Annotated in this window: 21 protein-coding genes; 14 read left to right on the plus strand and 7 right to left on the minus strand. The window is 68.2% G+C overall.

Features of this window, described 5'->3' with window-relative positions; genetic code table 11:
• Positions 1-24 precede the first annotated feature (24 nt).
• Positions 25-936, plus strand: a complete 912-nt coding sequence (locus tag ASF06_RS17110) for an EamA family transporter (protein ID WP_055949908.1) — start codon at positions 25-27, stop codon at positions 934-936.
• The gene (locus tag ASF06_RS17115; protein WP_055949911.1) at positions 933-1,325 is read left to right on the plus strand and encodes a PPOX class F420-dependent oxidoreductase; all 393 of its coding nucleotides are present in this window, start codon (positions 933-935) and stop codon (positions 1,323-1,325) included. The genes ASF06_RS17110 and ASF06_RS17115 overlap by 4 nt, the downstream gene beginning before the upstream one ends.
• 28 nt (positions 1,326-1,353) lie before the next feature.
• Here ASF06_RS17115 and ASF06_RS17120 read toward each other — a convergent pair whose 3' ends face one another.
• Positions 1,354-3,171 carry a DEAD/DEAH box helicase gene (locus ASF06_RS17120; protein ID WP_055949914.1) on the minus strand — a complete coding sequence of 606 codons (1,818 nt, stop codon included), beginning with the start codon at positions 3,169-3,171 and terminating at the stop codon, positions 1,354-1,356.
• A gap of 34 nt (positions 3,172-3,205) precedes the next feature.
• Entirely contained in the window at positions 3,206-3,562 is a 357-nt protein-coding gene (locus tag ASF06_RS17125) for an MmcQ/YjbR family DNA-binding protein (protein WP_082501040.1), read from the minus strand.
• A 29-nt stretch (positions 3,563-3,591) separates the two neighbouring features.
• Between ASF06_RS17125 and ASF06_RS17130 the strand changes: the two genes are divergently transcribed.
• The gene (locus ASF06_RS17130; protein WP_055949918.1) at positions 3,592-4,293 is read left to right on the plus strand and encodes a hypothetical protein; all 702 of its coding nucleotides are present in this window, start codon (positions 3,592-3,594) and stop codon (positions 4,291-4,293) included.
• On the opposite strand, the gene ASF06_RS17135 is transcribed toward ASF06_RS17130, so the two are convergent.
• From ASF06_RS17135 to ASF06_RS19600, 3 genes are all read right to left on the minus strand, one after another.
• On the minus strand, positions 4,290-5,288 hold the full coding sequence (locus ASF06_RS17135; RefSeq protein WP_055928318.1) for an LLM class flavin-dependent oxidoreductase: 999 nt from the start codon (positions 5,286-5,288) through the stop codon (positions 4,290-4,292). The two genes, ASF06_RS17130 and ASF06_RS17135, sit on opposite strands and share 4 nt — an antisense overlap.
• A 70-nt stretch (positions 5,289-5,358) precedes the next feature.
• Positions 5,359-5,613 carry a DUF4190 domain-containing protein gene (locus ASF06_RS17140; RefSeq protein ID WP_055949921.1) on the minus strand — a complete coding sequence of 85 codons (255 nt, stop codon included), beginning with the start codon at positions 5,611-5,613 and terminating at the stop codon, positions 5,359-5,361.
• A gap of 5 nt (positions 5,614-5,618) precedes the next feature.
• Positions 5,619-5,804 carry a hypothetical protein gene (locus tag ASF06_RS19600; RefSeq protein WP_157439249.1) on the minus strand — a complete coding sequence of 62 codons (186 nt, stop codon included), beginning with the start codon at positions 5,802-5,804 and terminating at the stop codon, positions 5,619-5,621.
• A gap of 163 nt (positions 5,805-5,967) precedes the next feature.
• Between ASF06_RS19600 and ASF06_RS17145 the strand changes: the two genes are divergently transcribed.
• The 5 genes from ASF06_RS17145 to ASF06_RS17165 all read left to right on the plus strand — a co-directional run bounded on the left by ASF06_RS17145 (position 5,968) and on the right by ASF06_RS17165 (position 12,042).
• The gene (locus ASF06_RS17145) at positions 5,968-7,257 is read left to right on the plus strand and encodes a quaternary amine ABC transporter ATP-binding protein (RefSeq protein WP_055950100.1); all 1,290 of its coding nucleotides are present in this window, start codon (positions 5,968-5,970) and stop codon (positions 7,255-7,257) included.
• Entirely contained in the window at positions 7,254-8,198 is a 945-nt protein-coding gene (locus tag ASF06_RS17150; protein WP_082501041.1) for an ABC transporter permease, read from the plus strand. The genes ASF06_RS17145 and ASF06_RS17150 overlap by 4 nt, the downstream gene beginning before the upstream one ends.
• Positions 8,199-8,267: 69 nt before the next feature.
• Positions 8,268-9,170, plus strand: coding sequence for a glycine betaine ABC transporter substrate-binding protein (locus tag ASF06_RS17155; protein WP_055949923.1), 903 nt, complete (start codon positions 8,268-8,270; stop codon positions 9,168-9,170).
• A 69-nt stretch (positions 9,171-9,239) separates the two neighbouring features.
• Positions 9,240-10,262 carry a non-homologous end-joining DNA ligase gene (ligD, locus tag ASF06_RS17160; RefSeq protein WP_055949927.1) on the plus strand — a complete coding sequence of 341 codons (1,023 nt, stop codon included), beginning with the start codon at positions 9,240-9,242 and terminating at the stop codon, positions 10,260-10,262.
• Positions 10,263-10,404: 142 nt separating this feature from the next.
• Positions 10,405-12,042 (plus strand): M20/M25/M40 family metallo-hydrolase, encoded by a 1,638-nt coding sequence (locus ASF06_RS17165; protein ID WP_082501042.1) that lies wholly within the window; start codon positions 10,405-10,407, stop codon positions 12,040-12,042.
• On the opposite strand, the gene ASF06_RS17170 is transcribed toward ASF06_RS17165, so the two are convergent.
• Positions 12,015-13,067, minus strand: coding sequence for an ATP-dependent DNA ligase (locus ASF06_RS17170; RefSeq protein WP_055949933.1), 1,053 nt, complete (start codon positions 13,065-13,067; stop codon positions 12,015-12,017). The genes ASF06_RS17165 and ASF06_RS17170 overlap by 28 nt on opposite strands.
• 98 nt (positions 13,068-13,165) lie before the next feature.
• Between ASF06_RS17170 and ASF06_RS17175 the strand changes: the two genes are divergently transcribed.
• Entirely contained in the window at positions 13,166-13,609 is a 444-nt protein-coding gene (locus ASF06_RS17175; protein ID WP_055949936.1) for a hypothetical protein, read from the plus strand.
• A gap of 1 nt (position 13,610) precedes the next feature.
• Here ASF06_RS17175 and ASF06_RS19605 read toward each other — a convergent pair whose 3' ends face one another.
• A complete protein-coding gene (locus ASF06_RS19605) occupies positions 13,611-13,787 on the minus strand; it encodes a hypothetical protein (RefSeq protein WP_157439250.1) in 177 nt (58 codons plus the stop codon).
• 326 nt (positions 13,788-14,113) lie between these two features.
• On the opposite strand from ASF06_RS19605, the gene ASF06_RS17180 reads away from it, so the two are divergent.
• The 5 genes from ASF06_RS17180 to ASF06_RS20145 all read left to right on the plus strand — a co-directional run bounded on the left by ASF06_RS17180 (position 14,114) and on the right by ASF06_RS20145 (position 20,200).
• Positions 14,114-14,971: a hypothetical protein gene (locus tag ASF06_RS17180; RefSeq protein ID WP_082501054.1), complete on the plus strand. Its 858-nt coding sequence runs from the start codon at positions 14,114-14,116 to the stop codon at positions 14,969-14,971.
• 73 nt (positions 14,972-15,044) lie between these two features.
• Positions 15,045-15,350, plus strand: coding sequence for a metalloregulator ArsR/SmtB family transcription factor (locus ASF06_RS17185; RefSeq protein ID WP_055949941.1), 306 nt, complete (start codon positions 15,045-15,047; stop codon positions 15,348-15,350).
• Positions 15,347-16,960, plus strand: a complete 1,614-nt coding sequence (locus ASF06_RS17190) for a cellulase family glycosylhydrolase (protein WP_235501058.1) — start codon at positions 15,347-15,349, stop codon at positions 16,958-16,960. Before ASF06_RS17185 ends, ASF06_RS17190 begins: the two co-directional genes overlap by 4 nt.
• Before the next feature lie 100 nt (positions 16,961-17,060).
• The gene (locus ASF06_RS19610) at positions 17,061-17,267 is read left to right on the plus strand and encodes a hypothetical protein (RefSeq protein ID WP_055928355.1); all 207 of its coding nucleotides are present in this window, start codon (positions 17,061-17,063) and stop codon (positions 17,265-17,267) included.
• A gap of 53 nt (positions 17,268-17,320) precedes the next feature.
• The gene (locus tag ASF06_RS20145) at positions 17,321-20,200 is read left to right on the plus strand and encodes a helix-turn-helix transcriptional regulator (RefSeq protein WP_055949943.1); all 2,880 of its coding nucleotides are present in this window, start codon (positions 17,321-17,323) and stop codon (positions 20,198-20,200) included.
• Positions 20,201-20,209: the final 9 nt, after the last annotated feature.

The raw sequence follows: 20,209 nt of genomic DNA on the forward strand, positions 1-20,209 counted from the left end.
TCCGCGGAAGATATAATAGCTTCCATGGAAGCTATATCAGGCGGGCGTGCCGTTCACCGCCCTGGCACCTGGGCGCTGGTCACCGCGGTGGCGCCGATCGCCTGGGGCACGACCTACTTCGTCACCCGGGAGTACCTGCCGGAGGGGTATCCGCTGTACGGCGCGCTCATCAGGGCGCTCCCGGCGGGACTCCTGCTACTGGCGATCGTGCGTCGCCGTCCGCACGGGTCGTGGTGGTGGAAGGCCGTAGTTCTCGGCACCTTGAACATGGGTGCCTTCTTCGTGCTGGTCTACCTGGCCGCCCAGCTGCTGCCCACCAGCGTCGCGTCGACCGTCATGGCCGCTGCTCCCGTTGTGATGATGCTGTTCGCCTGGGCTCTTCTCGGCGCAAGGCCGCGCGTGGCGCAGGTGCTCGCGGCGGCCATCGGCATCCTGGGTGTGGCTCTGCTGCTTCTGGCCGGAACGCGCGCCGTCGACCCGGCCGGAGTGATCGCATCCGTTGCCGCTCTCGCGATGTCGTCTCTCGGCTACGTGCTCGCCCAGAGATGGAGCGCCGGCATCGACGCCGTCTCGCTGACAGCGTGGCAGCTCGTCGCCGCCGGCCTGATCCTGGCGCCGGTCGCCGTCGCGGTCGAGGGCGCGCCGCCGGCGATGGATGTCACGACCGTGCTCGCATACGGATACATCACCATCGTGGGAACGGCCGTTGCCTTCGTGGCCTGGTTCACGGGACTGCGCCACCTCGGCGCCGGAACTGTCGGACTTATCGGTCTGCTGAATCCGGTCACGGGCGTGCTGCTCGGAACCCTCGTCGCGGGCGAGCTCCTGACCCCGCGGCAGCTGATCGGTGTACTCATCGTGCTCGCCGCCGTGGTGCTCGGCCAACCCGGAATCTCTCGTGCACTCGTGCGTCTGCGTGCTTGGATGAGGGCATGACAGACATCATCCCCGCCGACTACGCCGAGCTGCTCGAGAACGCCAACTACGGCCACCTGGGAACGATCCGCCCCGACGACACCGTGCAGGTGAACCCGATGTGGTTCCTGCGCGACGGCGACACCCTGCGTTTCACCCACACGACGAAGAGGGCCAAGTTCAGGAACCTGCAGCACAATCCGTCGATGAGTCTCTCCGTGATCGACCCGGAGAATCCGTTCCGCTACCTCGAAGTGCGCGGACGGCTCATCGCCGTCGAACCGGACCCCACCGGGGCGTTCTACGTCGTGCTCGGAAAGCGTTACGGCAACGCCGAACAGACGCCGCCGCCCGACTCCGCTGATCGCGTCGTTCTCGTGATGAGCATCGAGAAGAGCACGAAGCAGTAGCCGACCGTACGGCGCCGTTCAGCGGGGCTCAGTCGCGACCGTAGCGGGGGCGATCCTCACGCTTGGCCGAGTTGCCCGCGCGATCCGGCTTCAGCTCGATGAGCTTTCCGCTGATGCGCGTGTTCTGCAGGCGGTCGAGCACCTCGCCCGACAGGTCGGACGGCAGTTCGACCAGCGAGAAGTCGGGCCTGATCTGGATGGCGCCGAAGTCGCCACGATTGAGCCCACCCTCGTTCGCGATGGCGCCGACGATCTGGCGCGGTTCGACCTTCTGGCGCTTGCCCACCGCGATGCGGTAGGTGGTCTTCGGTCCCGAGCTGCGGGGCGCACGGTCGGGTCGGTCGCCGCGGTCGGGACGCTCCCACTTGTCTCCGTGGCTGCCGCGTTCGCCGCGGGCCGGTCGGTCGTCGCGGAACCGGTCCTGGCGATCCGAGCGTTCGGGCCGTTCGCGGGAATCGCGTTCGAACCGCGGCGTGCGCACCGGCTCCGGATCGAGCAGCAGGGGAGTGTCGCCCTGGGCAACGACGGCGAGCGCCGCGGCGACATCGGCCTCGGGCACGTCGTGGTGTTCCACATAGTGGCCGACGATGTCGCGGAACTGCTGGATCTGCTCCGGCTGGCTGAGAGCGGCGGTGATCGCGTCGTCGAAGCGGGTGAGTCGCGTGGCGTTCACGTCGTCGACGCTCGGCAGCTTCATCTCGGTCAGCGGCTGCCTGGTCGCCTTCTCGATCGCGGTGAGCATGCGACGCTCGCGCGGCGTGACGAAGCTGATCGCGTCGCCCGTGCGGCCGGCTCGTCCGGTGCGGCCGATGCGGTGCACGTACGACTCGGTGTCGATGGGGATGTCGAAGTTGACGACGTGGCTGATGCGCTCCACGTCGAGACCGCGCGCGGCGACGTCGGTGGCCACGAGGATGTCGAGCTTGCCCGACTTGAGCTGGTTGACCGTGCGTTCACGCTGGGCCTGCACGATATCGCCGTTGATCGCGGCAGCGGAGTATCCCCGCGCCCGCAGCTTCTCGGCGAGCGTCTCGGTCTCGTTCTTGGTGCGGGTGAAGACGATCATGCCCTCGAAGTTCTCGGTCTCGAGGATGCGGGTCAGCGCGTCGACCTTCTGCGGATACGACACGATGAGGTAGCGCTGGGTCGTGTTGACCGAGGTGGTGGTCTTGTTCTTGACCGTGATCTCTTCGGGATCGTGCAGGTACTTGGCCGAGATACGTCGGATCTGCGACGGCATGGTGGCCGAGAACAACGCCACCTGCTTGTCGTCGGGGGTGTCGGCGAGGATCGTCTCGACGTCTTCGGCGAAGCCCATCTTGAGCATCTCGTCTGCCTCGTCGAGCACCAGGTACTTCAGCTGCGACAGGTCGAGCGTGCCCTTCTCGAGGTGATCCATGATGCGGCCGGGGGTGCCGACCACGATGTGCACACCGCGGCGCAGGGCCGAGAGCTGAACGCCGTATCCCTGGCCGCCGTAGACCGGAAGCACGTGCACGCCGCGCAGGTGAGAGGCATACTTCTCGAACGCCTCGCAGACCTGGAGGGCGAGTTCGCGGGTCGGAGCGAGCACCAGGGCCTGCGGCGTCTTCTGCGAGAGGTCGAGGCGGGAGAGGATCGGAAGAGCGAACGCGGCCGTCTTGCCCGTGCCCGTCTGGGCGAGGCCGACGACGTCGCGGCCGTCGAGAAGAAGGGGGATCGTTGCTGCCTGGATCGCGGACGGGGTCTCGTAGCCGACGTCTTTGAGCGCCTTGAGCACTGCGTCATCGAGGCCGAGATCGGAGAAAGTCTGCTCGGCCCGAGCGGCGTCGGCCTCGGTCGGGCCGGAAATTGTAGAGGATGCCATCCCTCAACGGTAGTCCACGCCGTGGATGCGGGCGTCAGGTCGGGCGCTTGGCGCGCGGCAGGCCCTCGACGACCCGCTCGTAGGAGTTGACGATGAGGTCGGTGACGAGCTGAGGATCCGCGTCGGGACCGATCGTCACCGTCACCCAGTGACGCTTGTTCATGTGGTAGCCGGGCGTGATCCACGGGTAGTCCCTGACCAGGGCCTCGGCGTGGGGAGGATCGGCCTTGAGGGTGACCGTCACGGGTTCTCCGTCGAGGTTCGTGATGGCGAAGACCTTGCCGACGACCTTGTACACGCTCGTCTCGGGGCCGAACGGGGTCTCGTTCCGTGTGGCCGGCAGGGCGTCGCAGACCGCGAAGACGTCATCTCTCGAGAACAGTGCTGCCATGATCCGAGCGTACAGTTGGCCTACTGCCCATGAACAGCTATCACCTGCCCCCGTCGAGGCCGGTCGCCAGGCCGGTCTCTGTTCGCGCGCGACTCGCGCGGCGCATCCTGGGCCTCACCGCAGGAGCAGCGGTGCTGGCGCTGGCCGCCCTCACCGCGATCGCACCGGCACCCCTGCCCGCACAGGATGAGCCGGCTCTCGCGAACTCCGCCTCCGCGCGCCAGGCCGGTGAGCAGGTGCTCGACCTGCCCGATGCCGTGGCGCAGGCATCCATCGCGCGCGACTCGTTCGCGACCGTGGCCGGCGTTCAGGGGCTGGCCGCCGGAAGCACGAACCGTGACTGGGCCGAACTCGTGCTGCTCCTCGGCGACTTTCCGCGCACCGACGACAACATCACCGTGATGCTGCGCTGGATGCGACAGGAGAACGGCCCCGACGACTGGTGGAACCGCAACAACCCGCTCAACAATGGCTGGGGGTCCGGCGGCAACAGCGGGCTGGGAAGCTACGACACCCTCGTGATCGCCGCCGAGAACGCGGCAGAGGCCCTGCACTCGAACCCGGGCTATGCGAGCATCGTCGCCGGATTCTCGTCGTCGGCGCCGACCGCCCAGATCGAGCAGGCCATCTGGGCGTCGCCGTGGGCGACGAGCCACTACGCCAACGGCGCCCACTGGTCGTACGCGCCGGTGCCGATCATCGAGTCGCCGCCGGGAACCTGGACGGGCTAGACCGAGACCGATTCCATGGCCTCGGCGGTGAGCTCGACCGAACGGAGTCGCTCGGGCAGCTCGGGGGACTGGTGGGCCAGAATCAGCTCGTCGGCCTGCGCGTGGCGGGCGAAGTCCTCGAGGTAGTCGCGCACCTCCGTCGGGGTGCCGACCGCGGAATAGGTCATCATCGACGCGATCTGCCGTCCGTTGGGGGTGGTGAGGAACTCGTCGATCTGCGCATCGCTGTAGTCGGGAGTGGCCGGACCGCGCGAGATCATTCCGCGAACGCGGGCTCGCCGGGTCGTGGCGGCCTGCTCCACCGCATCGTCGTGGTCGTCGGATGCGACCACGTTCACGCCCGCGATGACATGGGGCTCCGCCAGCTGCGCCGAGGGCCGGAACCCGCCGCGGTATGCCGCCACGGCCTCGTGCAGCGCATCCGGTGCGAAATGCGACGCGAACGCGTAGGGCAGGCCGAGCTGCGCGGCGAGCTGGGCTCCGAACAGAGACGAGCCGAGGATGTAGAGGGGCACGATGCCGCCGGCCCGGGGCACGGCCTGCACGCCGGGAATGCGCGAGTCTCCGCTGAGGAAGCCCTGGAGCTCGACGACGTCCTGCGGGAAGGAGTCGGCCGACATCGGGTCGCGCCGAAGTGCTCGCATCGTGTTCTGGTCGCTTCCGGGAGCGCGGCCGAGGCCCAGGTCGATGCGACCCGGGAACAGGGTCTCGAGGGTGCCGAACTGCTCGGCGATGGTGAGCGGCGAGTGGTTGGGAAGCATCACGCCACCGGAGCCGAGGCGGATCGACGAGGTGTGCGCGGCCACGTAGCCGATCAGGACGCTCGTCGCCGACGAGGCGATGGTGGGCATGTTGTGATGCTCGGCGTACCAGACCCGTCGGTAACCGGATCTCTCGGCCGCCTGCGCGAGCGCGACGCTGCCTTCGAAGCTCTCGCGGGCCGTCTGGCCCGGGGCGATGGGAGCGAGGTCGAGGATGGACAGCGGAATCGACATGGAGTGACAGCTTTCGTATCGGAGTGCGGACGGCGGATGCGAAGAGCGCCGTTCACCCTCTCAACGACTCTCAGCTCCCGGACATTCCTCGACTGACGAACACGGCGACCGCGATGCCGATGACGATGAGGTAGCCGAGCAGGGTGAGGTATCCGAGTACGAGGCCGATGATCGCCATGACCCGACCCTGCTCGCCGGTTCTCCTGATCTGCGCGAGCGAGATATGGCCCAGAATGATCGGCACCACGGCCAGGCCGAGGATGCTCGTGACCAGGCTCACGATCGACAGAACGTTGGTGCGGGGGTTCTCCGTATAGGCATCCATGCGCGTCACGTTACCGCGATTGGTAACGAATCGGCATCGCCGCCGATCGCCTCCAGCGCGCCGATCGCGCCGGCCTTGGCTGACCGCGCCCCCCGTTCGAGGGACGTTTTCGGATCGACATGCGTCGGATAGCTGTTACCGTTGACCCCGGTCCATTGACCCATCACCCCAAGACGCGCGTCCGCAGGCATTGCCGCGGGTTCGTACGGTGAAGCCGTGACGAAGCGCTCTCATGATGGCTTCTGCCCGCGCTGTATTCCAGCGTCGAGAGCGGTCACGGCAACCCGTCTGCGAGCACAGAACACCTCTGGCGACCGCATTTAAGAGCCGCCGGATGTGACGGAGATTCTTCACGTGACATCGACTTTCCCGGCATTGAAGGCCGAAAACCTCTACAAGGCGTTCGGCCGCCGACCATCTGACATCGTCGACAGGCTTCGCGCCGGCAGCTCGAGGGCGGAGGTGTCCGCGCTCGGCACGGCCGCGGTGATCGACGCATCGTTCGACGTGCAGCCCGGCGAGATCTTCGTGGTCATGGGCCTCTCCGGCTCGGGCAAGTCGACGCTCATCCGCATGCTGAACGGGCTGCTCGACGCGACCAGCGGCAGCGTGACGATCGGCGGGTCCTCGATCACGGGCGTGCCGAAGGCCAGACTTCGCGAGATCCGCCGCCAGCGGGTCTCCATGGTCTTCCAGCACTTCGCGCTGCTTCCGCACCGCTCCGTGGTCGACAACATCGCCTACGGCCTCGAGATCCAGGGTGTCGGCAAAGCCGAACGGATGCGACGGGCCCGCGACATGGTCGCCACGGTCGGGCTCGACGGCTGGGCCGATTCGCTTCCCGGCGAGCTGTCGGGCGGAATGCAGCAGCGCGTCGGCCTCGCCCGCGCCCTCGCCGCCGACACCGATGTCCTGCTGATGGACGAGGCGTTCTCGGCCCTCGACCCGCTCATCCGCCGCGAGATGCAGGAGCAGCTCATCGAGCTGCAGCAGAAGCTCGGAAAGACGATCGTCTTCATCACCCACGATCTCAACGAGGCCATGTTCCTCGGAGACAGGATCGCCGTCATGCGCGACGGACGCATCGTGCAGATCGGAACCCCCGAGGAGATCCTCACCGACCCGGCGAACGACTACGTCGCCCAGTTCGTGCAGGATGTCGACCGCGCCCGCGTGCTCACCGCCGCCAGCGTCATGGAGCAGGCCCGTGCCGTGCTTCCGCTGTCGGCCGGCCCCCGGGCCGCGCTGCGCATCATGCGAGACCTGCAGACCTCCGCAGTCTTCGTGACCCGACGCGACCGCACCCTGGCCGGCGTCGTTCGCGACCGCGACGTGCTCCGTCAGGTGAAATCGAACCAGAACGACCTCGAGGGCATCCTCCGGCACGAGGCCACCATCGTTCCCTCCGACGCGCACCTCGTCGACCTCGTCGAGCCGTCGGTCGGCAGCGACCTGCCGATCGCGGTGGTCGGCGACGACGGTCGACTTCTCGGCGTCATACCCCGGGTCACGCTGCTCGCAGCGCTCGGCAACGTGTCGACGAACACGGCGGATGTCCCGGTCCAACTTCCGCCCACGACGCTCACGCTCGAGGTCATCGCAGAGACCCTCCGCGAGTCCACGACGGAAGGAGCCGTACGATGACCGACTTCCGTCTCGACCTCGGAACCTGGGTAGCCGGTTTCATCTCCTTCGTCACCGATACCTTCGGCGGCGTCTTCGACGTCATTCGAGCCGTCTTCCTGGCCGCCTATGACGTGGTCGACCTGCTGCTCGCGTCGCCGCCCTTCTGGGTGGTGATCGTCATCGCCGCGATTCTCGGCTATCTCGCCCGAGGATGGAAGTTCGCGCTCGGCACGGCAGTGGGCCTCCTTCTGATCGTGAGCGTCGACCAGTGGGAGAACGCCATGGACACCCTGGCGCTCGTGCTCGTCGCGAGCGTGCTGGCGGTCCTCGTGAGCATCCCGCTCGGGATCTGGGCGGCGACGTCGTCTGTCGCGTCGAAGATCATCCGCCCCGTGCTCGACTTCATGCAGACGATGCCCGCCTTCGTGTACCTCATTCCGGCGCTCATCCTCTTCCGCGTCGGCGTCGTTCCCGGAATCGTCGCCACGGTCATCTTCGCCCTGGCTCCCGGGGTCAGGCTGACCGAGCTCGGCATCCGGGGCGTCGACAAGGAGATCGTCGAGGCGGGACAGGCCTTCGGCGCGTCGCGCTGGCGGATCCTCCGGCAGATCCAGCTCCCGCTGGCGCGCCCCACGATCATGGCCGGTGTCAACCAGGTGATCATGCTGTCGCTCTCGATGGTCGTCATCGCCGGAATGGTCGGCGCCGGGGGACTCGGTGCCCAGGTCGTCGCCAGCCTGAACCGCATCGACGTGGCGCTCGGATTCGAGGCCGGCCTGTCGGTCGTGATCCTCGCGATCTACCTCGACCGACTGACCGCCGCCCTCGGCACGGGCGAGACCGTGCTGGGCCGGATGCTCGGCGCCCGCATCCTGCGCCGCCGCCCGTCGGCCGCCCCCGCGGCACCAGAGCGCCAAGTGGTGCCCGAGCCGGAACGCGCAGACCCCGCCCTCGTCTGACCGGCGGCGGCCCGCAGATCTTTTTCACCCGACGGGTGGCCCATCCGGTCGCCCAGAACAGGAACACCAATGAAGAACAGCACTCGCATCCTCTCCCTTCTCGCGCTCTCGACCGCGGGCGTGCTCGCGTTCGGCGGCTGCGCCGCCACCGAGGCGGAGGTCGTCGGAGACGGAAACACCGACCAGAAGAAGCTGAACCTCGCCGTGTTCAACGGCTGGGACGAGGGCATCGCCGCGTCTGAACTCTGGAAGGCGATCCTCGACGAGAAGGGATACGACGTCGAACTCGAGTACGCCGACGTCGCGCCCGTCTTCTCCGGCCTCTCGACCGGCGACTACGACCTCACGCTCGACGTCTGGCTGCCCGACACCCACGCGTCGTACCTCGACGAGTACGGCGACGATATCGTCGACATCGGCGCCTGGAACGAGGAGTCGAAGCTCACCATCGCCGTGAACGAGGACGCCCCCATCGACTCGCTCGCCGAGCTGGCCGACAATGCCGACCTGTTCGACAACCGCATCGTCGGCATCGAACCGGGCGCCGGACTCACGAAGGCGACGACCGAACGGGTCATTCCGGGCTACGGCCTCGAGGACATGGAGTACGTCACGTCGTCGACCGCGGCCATGCTGACCGAACTCACGAGCGCCACCGACGCGGGCGAGAACATCGTCGTGACCCTGTGGGAGCCGCACTGGGCCTACACCGATCTGCCCATCAAGAACCTCGAAGACCCCGAGGGAACGCTCGACTCCGTCGAGAGCCTGCACGCGTTCGCCAAGACCGACTTCGAGAAGGACTTCCCGCAGGCCGCCGAGTGGATCGGCGACTACGAGATGGACCTGGAGCAGCTGTACTCGCTCGAGAAGGCCATGTTCGTCGACTACGACGGCCAGGACTTCGGCCCCGTCGTCGAGAAGTGGATCTCCGAGAACCGCGACTACGTGGACTCGCTGACCGCCGAATAAAAGGTACGAGCACGTCGGGGCGGCGTCGGGGGAGTGACGCCGCCCCTCGAGCGCGGGTAGCCTGCCCCTATGGCGAGCGAAGCGGCACACATCACGGTTCCCGGACCCCACGGCGATCGAGAGGTGCGCATCTCTTCTCCGTCGCGTGTCCTGTGGCCCGAGGCGGGCATCACGAAGCTCGACCTCGCACGCTATCTCGTGGCGGTGGGCGAGCCGTTCATCGAGGCCAACGGCGACCGGCCGGTGTCGCTGCAGCGATTCTCCGGAGGGATCGACGGCGAGCAGTTCTTCTCGAAGAACCCGCCGAAGGGGACTCCCGACTACGTGCGCAGCGAGATGGTCGTCTACCCGAGCGGCCGCACGCATCCGCAGCTCGTGCTCGACGAACCGGCCGCCGCCGTCTGGGCCGCCCAGATGAACACCATCGTGTTCCACCCGTGGGCGTCGCGCGCGGAACGCAGCGACTATCCCGACCAGCTGCGCATCGACCTCGACCCGCAGCCCGGCACCGACTTCGACGACGCCAAGCCCGTCGCCGTCGAGTTGCGCGCGGTTCTCGCCGAGGCCGGGTTGGATGCCTTCATCAAGACCTCGGGAAACCGCGGGCTGCACGTCTTCGCACCCATACGGCCGGAGTGGGAGTTCCTCGAGGTCAGGCACGCGGTGATCGCCGCGGCCCGCGAACTCGAACGCCGGATGCCTGAGGCCGTCACCACGCACTGGTGGAAAGAAGAGCGCGGCGAACGCATCTTCGTCGACTACAACCAAGCCAACCGCGACCGCACGATGGCCGGTGCCTACAGTCCGCGAGCGCTCGCCCACGCTCCGGTGTCGTGCCCGATCGAGTGGAGCGAGCTCGATCGTGCCGACCCGGCGGAGTTCACGATCCTCACGGTTCCCGAGCGACTGTCGACCACGGGCGACCCCTGGGCGGCGATGGGTGAGAAGCCCGCGTCGATCGACGTTCTCCTCGAGTGGTGGGCGCGAGACGTCGAGAACGGCCTCGGCGAGCTTCCCTTCCCTCCGGACTACCCGAAGATGCCGGGGGAGCCGCCGCGGGTGCAGCCGAGTCGGGCGAAGAAGCCGTCCTGATTCGGTGGCGACGCGCATCCTGCGTGTTTCGTCGGTGTAAAGAATGAGTAACGGTCCAGTACCCCCTCTTGGGGGCACGTTGCTGTCTCCCTAGGCTGGCGCAACCGGCCCGCAGCCGCGGGCCACATCATCAGGGGGACCCTTGCAGAAGAAACAACGACGTTCACGTTCCGCCCTCGCCGCGATCGGCGCCACCGCTCTCGCGGGGGCCATGGTCTGGGGTGGCGCGACATCCGCATCGGCCGTGGACCAGGACGCATTCGCCGATTCCGTCACCGTCGACGCGATCATGGAGCGACTCGCCGACCTGCAGGCCATTGCGGACGCTCCGGGCAACGGTGGCAACAGGGCCGCCGGCAGTCCGGGATACGAAGCGAGTGGCCAGTACGTCGAGGCCGTGCTCGCCGAGGCGGGCTACACCACCTCGCGGCAGGTCTTCGAGGCCACGACCCAGTCGATCCAGTCGCAGTCGGTCACGGTGGGTGGCGAGGCCCTCACGCCGGAACAGGCCATTCCCATGGAGTACACGCCGGGCACCGCGCCGATCACCTTCGATGCGATCCTGCCCACCGTGAACACCGGCTGCACCGCCGACGACTGGGCCGGAGTCGACGCGACAGACCGCATCGCCGTCGTCAGCCGTGGCGTGTGCTCGTTCACCGAGAAGTCCCTGGCCGCCGCCGCCGCGGGCGCTCGCGCCCTCCTCGTCTACAACTCGGAGCCGGGCCCGCTGAGCGGCACCTTCGGCGAGGTCGTCGACGGTACCGTGCCGTCGTTCGGCATCGAGGCGGACCGAGGCGCCGCGCTCGTCGCCGCGATCGGCGCGGGCGCCGTCTCGATCTCTGTCGCTCTCGAGCAGACGACCGAGACGATCTCGACGTTCAACGTGATCGCAGAGACCGCGACAGGGCGTGCCGAGAACGTCGTGATGCTCGGCTCGCACCTCGACAGCGTGCCGGAGGGTCCGGGCATCAACGACAACGGAAGCGGCTCCGCGACCCTGCTCGAGGTGGCCGTGCAACTCGCCAAGCAGGGCGAGCTGAACAACAAGGTGCGCTTCGCCTGGTGGGGGGCCGAGGAGCTCGGTCTCGTCGGGTCCACGCACTACGTGGACGACTTGGCGGCGAACGACCCCGCCGCCCTCGATCGCATCGCCACCTACCTCAACTTCGACATGGTCGGCTCTCCGAACTACATCATCGGAACGTACGACGCCGACGAATCGAGCGTGGAGGCCGGTGCAGAGATCCCGCCGGGATCGATCGAGACCGAGGACGTGTTCGAGAACTACTTCACGTCGATCGGCCAGCCGTTCGTGGGCACCTCGTTCGACGGACGCAGCGACTACCAGGCCTTCATCGACAACGGCATCCCGGCCTCGGGCCTGTTCACCGGCGCCGACGATGTGAAGACCGAAGCGGAGGCGGCCCTGTTCGGCGGCATCGTCGGAGAGACCCACGACCAGAACTACCACCAGGCCGGCGACACCCTCGAGAACATCAACGAGGAGGCCCTCGGCATCATGTCGAAGGCCATCGCGTTCGCCACGGCGTCGCTCGCGAACGACACCGTGCTGATCAACGGGGTGGCCGCGCCGACTCCGGTCGAGGTGGCTCCGGCAGCGACGGCACCCGCCGCGCCTCAGCCTGCGCTCGCCGCCACGGGTTCGGCCGACGCGGTTCCGCTGCTCGCGGTCTCGTCGCTCACCCTGCTCGTCGGGGCCACGATGATCGGGCTCCGCGCCCGTCGTCGCTACTCGAGCACGGCCCCGAAGTCGTAGGCGACGGGGGTCTCGAGCTGGTCGAAGGTGCACGAGCGTGCGTCGCGGTCGGGGCGCCAGCGGTCGAACTGCACCGTGTGGCGGAACCGCGATCCTTCCATCTGGTCGTAGCGCACCTCGGCGACGACTGTCGGCTCGAGGCGCACGAATGACACGTCCTTGCCCGAGGAGAAGCGGCTTCGTTCTCCTTCGCCGGTGACGACGGCGCCGTCGGAGTCGCGCATCACGGCGGGCTCGAGCTCGGAGACGAGCTCGAGCCGTCGTGCTGCGGTGAACGCCGAGGCGCCGCCGACGCTGCGCAGCTCGCCCGAGTCGTCGTAGAGGCCGAGCAACAGGGAACCGACGCCCTCGCCGCTCGTGTGCACCCGGTAGCCGATGACGACCACGTCGGCTGATCGGTGGTGCTTCACCTTGAGCATCACGCGCTTGCCGGGGGAGTACGGCGCGGCCAGGGGCTTGGCGACCACTCCGTCGAGCCCGGCGCCTTCGAACTCCACGAGCCAGCGCCTGGCGGTGTCGGCATCCTGCGTCAGCCGGCTCAGGTGAAGGGGAGCGACAGCCGAGCCGAGCAGCTCGGCCAGTGAACTCCGCCGCTCGGAGAACGGCTGCTCCAGCAGAGAGCGACCGTCTCTCGCCAGCAGATCGAAGGCGATGAAGCTCGCCGGTGTCTCCTGCGACAGGGTCTGGATGCGACTGGCGGCCGGGTGGATCCGTTGCGAGAGCGCGTCCCAGTCCAGTCGCTCACCGCCCGGGGCGCCGCGCCGCAGCACGATCTCCCCGTCGATGACGCACGGCTCCTCGAGCTGTGAGAGGAAGGCATCCACCAGCTCGGGAAAGTACCGGGTGAGAGGCTTCGACCCGCGACTCGTGATCTCGAGCGACTCCCCGTCGTATGCGACGATTCCGCGGAAGCCGTCCCACTTGGGTTCGTAGCCGAGCCCGCCGGCGACGCTGTCCTGGTCGGGAAGCTCGGGAACGGACTTCGCCAGCATGGGTGCGGGGCCGGGTACGGAAGAAGATGACATGAGCCGATCCTGCTCCGTCGGCGTCGCGACGCCAACCCCCTTGTCTCAGACGACGGCAACCCCCTGACCGGATCTCCGCGTCTGTCTAGCATGGGGCCATGACGGAACACGATGGACCGGACGCGGCGCACCTGCGCCCCGAGCACCTGGACGACGCGACGGTCGAGGCATTGGGAAAGCTCTCGGAGGCGCTCGAGATCGTGGAGCAGGCCCGCGGCGAGCTGTATGCGTTTCATCGCTTGACAGGAATGGGCGACCTCGCCCTGGGTGAGGCTGTGGAGCTGCTCAGGGGCGCCGGGCACCACGACATCGCCTCCCGCATCGACTCCGAGCTGGTCGGCCGGAATGTCATCGAGGGCCGCTGGACATTCCAGATCGTCGAGGACTACGACGACGGCTACTACGCGGCGTTCCGCGACGCCGAGGCATCAGCGCGGTCGGAGCTGGCCGGCGGGCGCCGTCATCTCTTCGAGGCGGAGATGAAAGAGGATCGGCGCAGCCGGGGCAGGCGCCACCACGAGGCGCTGCCGCCGGGCGAATGAGCTAGTTCTCGAGGTCTTCCTCGTCGGCCAGCGCGAAGTCCTCGATCTCATCGCCCTCCGCGGTGACGGATGCGTCGGCCGTGCCCTCATCGAGGGTTCCCGTGCCGTCGGGGTACCCGGCCGCGTCGGGGTACTCGTCGTCTTTGCCGGGGCGTGCTGTGGAATCGTCGTGTGACATCGATGCTCTCCTTCGTCTGCATCATCAGGATGGCACGGCAGGCTCGTCGACGACAGGCCGACTTCGCCCGGCTGTGCACGGAGTGCACAGGGGTTTAACCGTGAAATCTCAGGAGTACTGCGCATACTTGCCGCTTCGCCCGCGCGCTGATATAGGCCCGGGCGAACCCGACACCGATTCGTCACGCCACGAGACCTCGCCCCGCTTACCCGGTTGCGTCACACGGTCTCGTCCCCTCCGGACAGACAGAGCACCACGGGGAAAGCGAGCGCCCTGGCACGGCCGCGCCCGCATTCGGCATGCCGGTCGAAGATCCATTGGACGACATGCACCACGCTTCAGACACCGCCTCCACTCCGACCGCAGCAACCCGATCCGCTGCCACCCGACGCGAGCTGGCGAACGTCCGCCGCAGAACCGCCCGTAAGCGATATCTCGCCGCTACTGCCATCGTGGCCGTCGCGGGAACGCTGGTCGGCACCGGGTTCGTCGTGCAGGCGAATTCGGCGGCCCAGGAGAGGGTTGCGGCGACGGCCCGACTCGCCAGCGGAACAGGCCTGGAACGCGATCAGCTGGGCGTCTACGAGGTCATCGCGAAGGCCCAGGCGAATGAGAAGGCGCAGAGCACCATCGACGACGCGAACCAGGTGATCGCGGCCGTGCAGAACAAGGTCGACACGACTCCGCTCTCGACGACGGTTGCCTCGCTCGCTGCGTACCAGTCCCTCGATCGGGACACCGTTCTGTCGCTGGTGAAGCAGGCCTCCGACGCGAAGGCCAGCGTGCAGGCCGCGGCGAGCGAAGCGGATCAGGCTGCGGCCGCTGCCGCGGCGGCCGCGGAGGCTGCCGCCGCCGAGGCCTTGGCGGCCGGCAACACCGTCGCCGGCGCGAAGGCGACGGCCCAGTCCCTCGGAGCCTCGAAGTACGGCTGGGGCGACGACCAGTTCTCGTGCCTGGTCTCGCTCTGGCAGAAGGAGTCGGGCTGGAACTACCAGGCCGAGAACGCATCGAGCGGGGCGGCCGGAATTCCTCAGGCGCTGCCGGGAAGCAAGATGGCCTCGGCCGGTTCCGACTGGGAGACGAACGCGACCACCCAGGTGACCTGGGGACTCGACTACATCAAGCGCGGCTACGGCACCCCCTGCGCCGCCTGGTCGCATTCCCAGTCGGTGAACTGGTACTGATTTCCGCGCATCGCAACCCGTAGGTTGCCTTAGACTGACGGCACCGCCGCCGCCCACGTCGAAGGAGCCCCGAATGGCGCACGATCTCGAACACCTACGGCAGGTCTGCTCGGCTCTCGGCGAAGCGACCCGGTGGCAGATCCTCGGTCGGGTCGCGGGTGCCGAGCTGTCGGCCTCCGCCCTCGCCGAAACTGTGCCCGTCAGCAGGCAGGCCATCGCCAAACACCTCGCAGCACTCGCCGCCGCCGGCCTGGTCTCGTCGAAGCGGGTGGGGCGTGAGCTGCGCTACTCGGCCCGTCCCGATGTGCTGAGCGAGGCATCCCGGCATCTCGGAGAGATCGCCGCGGCCTGGTCGCAGCGAACCCCGGACGCGCCGTGACGACGCCACCCCGAGCCGCGCGTTCGCGTCTCGCAGCGCTGGGCGGCGTTCTCGCACTGCTCGCGTTGCTCGCCGCGCCGTTCGGCTCCACCGCGACCGCGCTCGAACTGCCGTCGGGCACCGTCGTCGAGACGGCCGAGACAGGAGACGACGTGATCACGGCCCCGATGCGCACAGACGGCTCGAACATCATCGACAGCACCGGCGACGTCGTGGTGATCCGCGCCGTCGCCTGGTTCGGCATGGAGACCGCGAACTGCGCCCCGCACGGACTCTGGTCGATCTCCCTCGACGCCGGCATGGCGCAGATCGCCGCCATGGGCTTCAACACCGTCAGGCTTCCGTTCTCCACCGAGTGCCTCGCCGCGACGACGGCGTCGTCGATCAATGAACAGCTCAACCCCGATCTCGTGGGGCTCGCGCCGCTCGAGATCATGGACCGGGTTGTCGCGAGCGCGGCCGATCACGGTGTGGCGGTGATGCTCGACAGGCATCGGCCCGACTCCGGTGCACAGTCCGCGCTCTGGTACACGCCGCAGTACAGCGAGCAGCGTTGGATCGACGACTGGACTTCCCTGGCAGAACGCTATCGCCAAGTTCCGAGTGTGATCGCGGTCGACCTGCACAACGAGCCGCACGGTTCCGCCTGCTGGGGCTGCGGCGACCCTGCCACCGACTGGCAGGCTGCAGCCACCCGGGCGGGCAATGCCGTGCTCGCGGTCAATCCCGGCCTGCTCATCGTCGTCGAGGGCGTCGAGACGTCCTCCGACGGCTCGAGCACCTGGTGGGGCGGCGGGCTGGCCGACGTCGCCGGGGCGCCGGTGATTCTGGATGTCGGTGATCGCGTCGTGTACTCGCCGCACGATTATCCGGCGAGCGTCTTCCGGCAGACGTGGTTCGACGCCGCCGGCTATCCGGCGAATCTCGATCAAGTGTGGACGACGAACTGGGGGTACATCGCGCAGCGCGGCATCGCCCCCGTTCTCGTCGGCGAGTTCGGCACGAAGCTCGAGACCGAGTCCGACTCCGACTGGCTCGCCGGGCTGGTCGACTACATCGACTCGAACGACCTGAGTTTCTCGTACTGGTCGTTCAACCCGAACAGCGGAGACACGGGCGGGCTCGTGCACGACGACTGGGTGACGCCGCAGGCCTCCAAGCTCGCCGCGTTGGCCCCCCTCCTGCCGAATGCATCGGCGCTGCCCTCGAGCCCACCGACGCCGTCCACCCCGCCGTCACCCTCGACCGCACCGTCTCCCTCCACCACCCCAGCGCCCGCGCCCCCGAAGCCGCTGCCTGGATCGGGTTCCGACACCCTGACCGCCGATCTCACCGTGCAGAGCCAGTGGGCCGACGGCTACGTGGCCGAGGTGGTGCTCCGCTCGTCGACGACGGCGGGCGCATGGACGATCAGCTGGAGCGATCCGTCGGCGACAGGCATCGAGAACGCCTGGGGCATGTCGTGCGTCGTCGGCGACGGCCGCGTGACCTGCTCCGGCGTCGACTGGGCAGTGCCTGTCGGTGCCTCTTCCGATGTGCGCGTCGGAGTGCAGGTCACGGCCCATGGCGCCCCGGCCCTGCCCATCGCCGTCGACGTGCGGAGCTCGTAGGCCCGCGTTTCGAAGATAGGCAATTCGCCCGATGCCCGTGCCCCTCCTTTGAGAGGAATCTCGAGTCATAGAGAGATTCCGATCGACGAGGAGCAGCACCGTGAACATCAGCGACTATTCGTACTACCGCCTGTACCGCGAGGCCGAGGCTCGCATGGAGAGAGAGCTCGAGGCGCGGCGCATCTCGCTCGAGCGTGCCCAACCACGCGAGGCACGCCGACCCCTGCAGCGGATGGCGGCGTGGATCGCCGCGCGGTTCGAGCGGGCCCCGCGGCACATCGCACGCCGGGCAGGATCGCACTCCTGAGGCCTCCGGTCGATGCGGGCCCGGCGGGCGCGGCGGACTGGCACCATAGGACGGTGACCACCAGCGCAGCCCGGGCCGACATCGTCGGCAGGGAGATCGAACTCGAGGCGCTCGGGCGCGCGCTCGACGACGTGATCGCCGGGGCGTTCCGCATCGTCGTGCTGAGCGGCGAGGCAGGCATCGGAAAGTCACGCCTCGTCGACGAGTTCAGCGATGCCGCGCCGTCTGCTGTGCGTGTGGTTCGCGGTCAATGCGTCGACCTCGACCGCGATGCGCCGCCGTACGGTCCGATCGTCTCGGTGCTGCGCGGCCTGGTCGCCGAACTCGGCGTCGATGAGATCCGGCAGGCATCCGGCCCCGCCGTCGCCTCACTGTCACTGCTCCTTCCAGAGCTGGCTCCGTCAGACGAGCAGCCACCCGCCACGGCAGGCGGCGTCGCCCGCCTGTTCGATAGCGTCGCGACGCTCCTCGGCACGGTGTCCAGCAGGCATCCGGTCGTGGTGATCGTCGAGGACGTGCAGTGGGCCGATCCGGCCACTCTCGAACTTCTCCGCTTTCTCTCCCGGCTCGACCGCCACAGCCGTGTCCTGATGCTTTTGACCTTCCGCACCGAAGACGCCAGCGCCCGCTCCGCGCTGCGCGCCTGGCTGCCAGAGCTCGACCGCAGCAGGGCGGTCGAGCGCATCGAGTTGACGAGGCTCACCCGCCGGCAGGCCCGGGTGCTCGTGCGGCAGCTGTCGGTCGACAGGCGCACGTCGATCGACTTCGCGCTGCTGTACGAGCGCTCCGATGGCATTCCGTTCTTCATCGAGGAGCTGCTGTCGTGGCAGCAGACGCACGATGCCGATCGGCTGCCCGACACCCTTCGAGATATTCTGCTCGCCCGCTACGACGCCGTGGGCGACGAGACGCAGCAGGTACTCCGCCTTCTCGCCTCCGGCGGCGTCGGCGTCGAACACGAACTCCTTCTCGCCGTGTCGTCGATCGACGAGGAGCCGCTCGAGGCCGCTCTGCGCGACGCGGTGCGGGCGCACATCCTCGTGGTCGAGGTGACCTCCTATCGGTTCCGTCACGCCCTGGTCCGAGACGCCGTGCACGAGCAGTTGCTTCCGGGCGAGCGCATGCGGTATCACTCGAGGTACGCCGAAGAGCTCGGGTCGCGCGCGGCCTCGCACACCGACGCCTCCGAGATCGCGTACCACTGGATGGCCGCGCACGACCTTCCCCAGGCGTTCGCATCCGCTCTCGCGGCGATGGATGCCGCACGCGGGTCGTACGCGTTCGCGATCGCCGCGAGCATGGGGGAGCGGGCGATCGACCTGTGGCAGCACGTACCCGACGCAGAAACAGTAGCCGGTCGAACTCTTCCGCAGCTGATGGCTCAGACCGCCTACATCCTGCGCAACGCGGGCAGGAGCGATCGAGCGATCTCGCTCATCGACGAGGCGATCGCATCGTCGTCGACCGCAGACCCGTCGTTCTTCGCGCGGATGCTCCGCGACAAGGCGTCGTTCCTGGCGAACATCGGCCGTGAAGGGTCGATCGAGCATCTGCGGCGGGCCCTCGAGGTGCTCGAGGGGCAGCCCCGCAGCGTGCTCCGAGCCAACGTGCTCGGAGAGCTGGCCGCCCGTCTGATGCTCGCCGCACGATTCGCCGACGCGATCCCCGTCGCCGACTCGGCCTACGCGGAGGCCGAGTCGGTGGGATCGAAGGCGCGCATGTCGGTCGCGGCGAACATCCGGGGCATGTCTGCCCTCAGCGTCGGAGATATCGACAGCGGCCTCGCCGACCTCGAGCACGCCGGCGAGCTCGCCGAAGACGACGACTCGGCCATGATGCGGTTCTGCGTCAACTACTCCGACGCCCTCGCGATGCTCGGACGGTTCGACCGGGCGATCGAGGTCGCTCGCACGGGGGCTGCTCGGGCCACTGCGCGTGGGGTCGAGCGCACCAGCGGAATCATGTTCGCCTCGAACACCATCGGCCCGTTGATCTCGCTCGGTCGTGTGGCGGAGGCCGACGAGCTGCTCGACCGATCGCTCGAGCTCGACGCGCCGATCGGATTCAGCTCCGACATCCGTCTGCTGAAGCTGAGATCGCTCGTGCTGCACGGAGATGTCCTACTCGCCGAGACGCTCCTCGAGGAGTGGGCTCCCGGTCTCGAGCAGCAGTCCCGCATCGACGCACGCCTCGAACGCACGTGGGCGGCCATCGCCGGCGAGGTGCTGGTCGAGAGGGGGCGTTCGATGGAAGCGTGGCAGCGGTGTCGCGCGGTGCTCGACGATGGCCATCTCGACTTCGCGGCCCTCGACCTTCCCGTTCTCGCGGTCGCCGCGCAGGCGTTCACATCGGTCGAGGGCAGGCTCCCGGCCGACGATGTCGTGGTGATCCGTCGGCGCTTCGAGGATGTCCTGTCCCGAATGTCGGAGTGGCCGACCGCCCCGCAGTACGCGTCGGTCGTGCTGGCCGAGCTCGAGGATTCGACCGCAGCGTGGCGGCGGGCGGCGAACTCCGTCTCCTCCTCCCTCGTGCCGAGCCACCTCGAGCCCTACGCCCTGGCGCGTCTGGCCGAGGCCCTCGCCCGGCAGACTGACCAGCAGTCCGCTCTGCAGGTGGTCGTGGATGCTCGCCGTCGGGCCGACGAGACATCGAGCGGAATCGTGCTTCTGCGCCTCGACGCGCTCGAACGTCGACTGGGTCGGCCGGCATCCCGAGTGGAGGTGAAGGGCGAGGCCGATGCGGCCGCAGGGCTCACAGCGCGGGAACGCCAGGTGCTCGATCTGATCGCGGAGGGGCTCAGCAACAGGCAGATCTCCGAGCGACTCTTCATCAGCGCGAAGACCGCCAGCGTGCACGTCTCGAACATCCTGCGCAAGCTCGGCGCCGCGAGCCGAACCGAGGCCGTCTTCCTCGATCGCTCCCACGACGGCTGACCGTCGCTC

It is taken from the genome of Agreia sp. Leaf244 (assembly GCF_001422695.1).
Classification (GTDB): Bacteria; Actinomycetota; Actinomycetes; order Actinomycetales; family Microbacteriaceae; genus Agreia.

Coding starts and splice junctions, on each gene's coding strand:
- ASF06_RS17110 (WP_055949908.1), top strand. CDS start 25: ATGGAAGCTATATCAGGCGGGCGTGCCGTTCACCGCCCTGGCACCTGG.
- ASF06_RS17115 (WP_055949911.1), top strand. CDS start 933: ATGACAGACATCATCCCCGCCGACTACGCCGAGCTGCTCGAGAACGCC.
- ASF06_RS17120 (WP_055949914.1), bottom strand. CDS start 3,171: ATGGCATCCTCTACAATTTCCGGCCCGACCGAGGCCGACGCCGCTCGG.
- ASF06_RS17125 (WP_082501040.1), bottom strand. CDS start 3,562: ATGGCAGCACTGTTCTCGAGAGATGACGTCTTCGCGGTCTGCGACGCC.
- ASF06_RS17130 (WP_055949918.1), top strand. CDS start 3,592: ATGAACAGCTATCACCTGCCCCCGTCGAGGCCGGTCGCCAGGCCGGTC.
- ASF06_RS17135 (WP_055928318.1), bottom strand. CDS start 5,288: ATGTCGATTCCGCTGTCCATCCTCGACCTCGCTCCCATCGCCCCGGGC.
- ASF06_RS17140 (WP_055949921.1), bottom strand. CDS start 5,613: ATGGATGCCTATACGGAGAACCCCCGCACCAACGTTCTGTCGATCGTG.
- ASF06_RS19600 (WP_157439249.1), bottom strand. CDS start 5,804: ATGCCTGCGGACGCGCGTCTTGGGGTGATGGGTCAATGGACCGGGGTC.
- ASF06_RS17150 (WP_082501041.1), top strand. CDS start 7,254: ATGACCGACTTCCGTCTCGACCTCGGAACCTGGGTAGCCGGTTTCATC.
- ASF06_RS17155 (WP_055949923.1), top strand. CDS start 8,268: ATGAAGAACAGCACTCGCATCCTCTCCCTTCTCGCGCTCTCGACCGCG.
- ligD (WP_055949927.1), top strand. CDS start 9,240: ATGGCGAGCGAAGCGGCACACATCACGGTTCCCGGACCCCACGGCGAT.
- ASF06_RS17170 (WP_055949933.1), bottom strand. CDS start 13,067: ATGTCATCTTCTTCCGTACCCGGCCCCGCACCCATGCTGGCGAAGTCC.
- ASF06_RS17175 (WP_055949936.1), top strand. CDS start 13,166: ATGACGGAACACGATGGACCGGACGCGGCGCACCTGCGCCCCGAGCAC.
- ASF06_RS19605 (WP_157439250.1), bottom strand. CDS start 13,787: ATGTCACACGACGATTCCACAGCACGCCCCGGCAAAGACGACGAGTAC.
- ASF06_RS17180 (WP_082501054.1), top strand. CDS start 14,114: ATGCACCACGCTTCAGACACCGCCTCCACTCCGACCGCAGCAACCCGA.
- ASF06_RS17185 (WP_055949941.1), top strand. CDS start 15,045: ATGGCGCACGATCTCGAACACCTACGGCAGGTCTGCTCGGCTCTCGGC.